The organism is Liquorilactobacillus vini DSM 20605, from assembly GCF_000255495.1.
In the GTDB taxonomy this organism is placed as follows: domain Bacteria; phylum Bacillota; class Bacilli; order Lactobacillales; family Lactobacillaceae; genus Liquorilactobacillus; species Liquorilactobacillus vini.
The window spans coordinates 1-322 of sequence record NZ_AHYZ01000203.1; the positions used below are offsets into that span (position 1 = coordinate 1).

Sequence of the window (322 nt, forward strand, 5' to 3'; positions counted from 1 at the left end):
CGACGTTCAGCTAAAGAAACTCGAAAACAGGTGAAAGTGCAGCTGCAGTACGTGCGACGTGATTTGCGTTACGTCCACGAGCTCCGTGAACAAGGTGGTCAGCTGTCGGAACGTCAATTGGTTAAGCTGGCAACGATTCAACGTCTGTTTGAACAACAGAATTTCATGTATCAAAATAAGACTCATCGAGTTAAAGATCGCATTGTTAGTCTGGCACAACCCTATGTGCGGCCAATCAAGCGCGGAAAAGCCCGACAGAATACAGAGTTTGGCCCTAAGATTGATGCTTCCATTCAAAATGGCATCATTGAAATTGAACGGG

The 322-nt window shown here is 46.0% G+C and carries 1 pseudogene; it reads left to right on the top strand.

What is annotated here, in order from left to right:
• Nucleotides 1–322 (top strand): annotated as a pseudogene (locus ON15_RS10870) (IS5-like element ISLrh3 family transposase); the annotation flags it as partial.